This is a genomic window from Synechococcus sp. F70.1 (assembly GCF_047502745.1).
Classification (GTDB): Bacteria; Cyanobacteriota; Cyanobacteriia; order Thermostichales; family Thermostichaceae; genus Thermostichus.
The window spans coordinates 1-821 of sequence record NZ_JANSJL010000115.1 but is presented as its reverse complement, the minus strand read 5'-3'; the positions used below and the strand labels follow the sequence as shown (position 1 = coordinate 821).

Sequence of the window (821 nt, the reverse complement as noted above, 5' to 3'; positions counted from 1 at the left end):
TCGAAGCGACGTAAAAAAGATTGATCAGCAGCACCAAAATGGTCAGAGTCGTCCAGGGAGCAGTGGCCAACCCCCACAGCAACAGCAGCAGCAGGCCATAGCCCACCGCAATCTGGGAGGGGGTAAACACCCGCGAGGCCGATTCCTCCGGCAGGCGGGCCATCAGCTTGTACACCGCCTCTTGGCTGAAGCGGGATCCCTGGTCTTGGCTGAGCAGTTGCGTGATATCCTGCTCGGTGCCCAGAACTTTTTCAATACGCAAGCCTGGCCGCCAAGCGTAGAGGATCTCATCCACCTCCCAGTCCAGGGGGTCATTGACCATCACGGTGAGGGTGTTCTCATCCGTCCAGCTCAAGGGGTAGAAGAGGTGGCGCATCATCACCTCGGGATCAAACTGCCGGCTCAGGCTCTCGTCGCGGTGGAGCAGCCCTGTCCCCATCAGCTCCGAGACGGAAGGATAGCCCAGCAAATGGGCTAGGATGCTGAGATACTCGGGGGTGGAGAGGTAGCTCAGCCGGGTCAGCACCTGCCCCAGGTTGGATCCAGTGCGGCGGCGGATGTCCAAAGCCTGCTGCCACTGCTCCAGAGTGAGACGACTGCCCAGCAGTTCGGCAGAAAGCTTGCGTTCGAGGATAACTGTCAGGATCTGCTTTTCAGTGGCCGGGATCTCCCAGAGTTTTTCTGCTTCCGGGCACAGGCGTTTCACAGCCTGCCAAACGCCGGGGTAGCCCGGCTCTTCAGTGGCCACGACAACGGTTTGCGGGTTGAGCCAGCCACAGGGCAAAAAGCGCACCGGCACCAGATCGATAGGCTCGATCAGC

General features: G+C 60.2%; 1 pseudogene. It reads right to left on the bottom strand.

The features are described 5' to 3' along the window. Window positions 1-821: pseudogene (locus tag NW860_RS10830) on the bottom strand (glycosyl transferase); the annotation flags it as partial.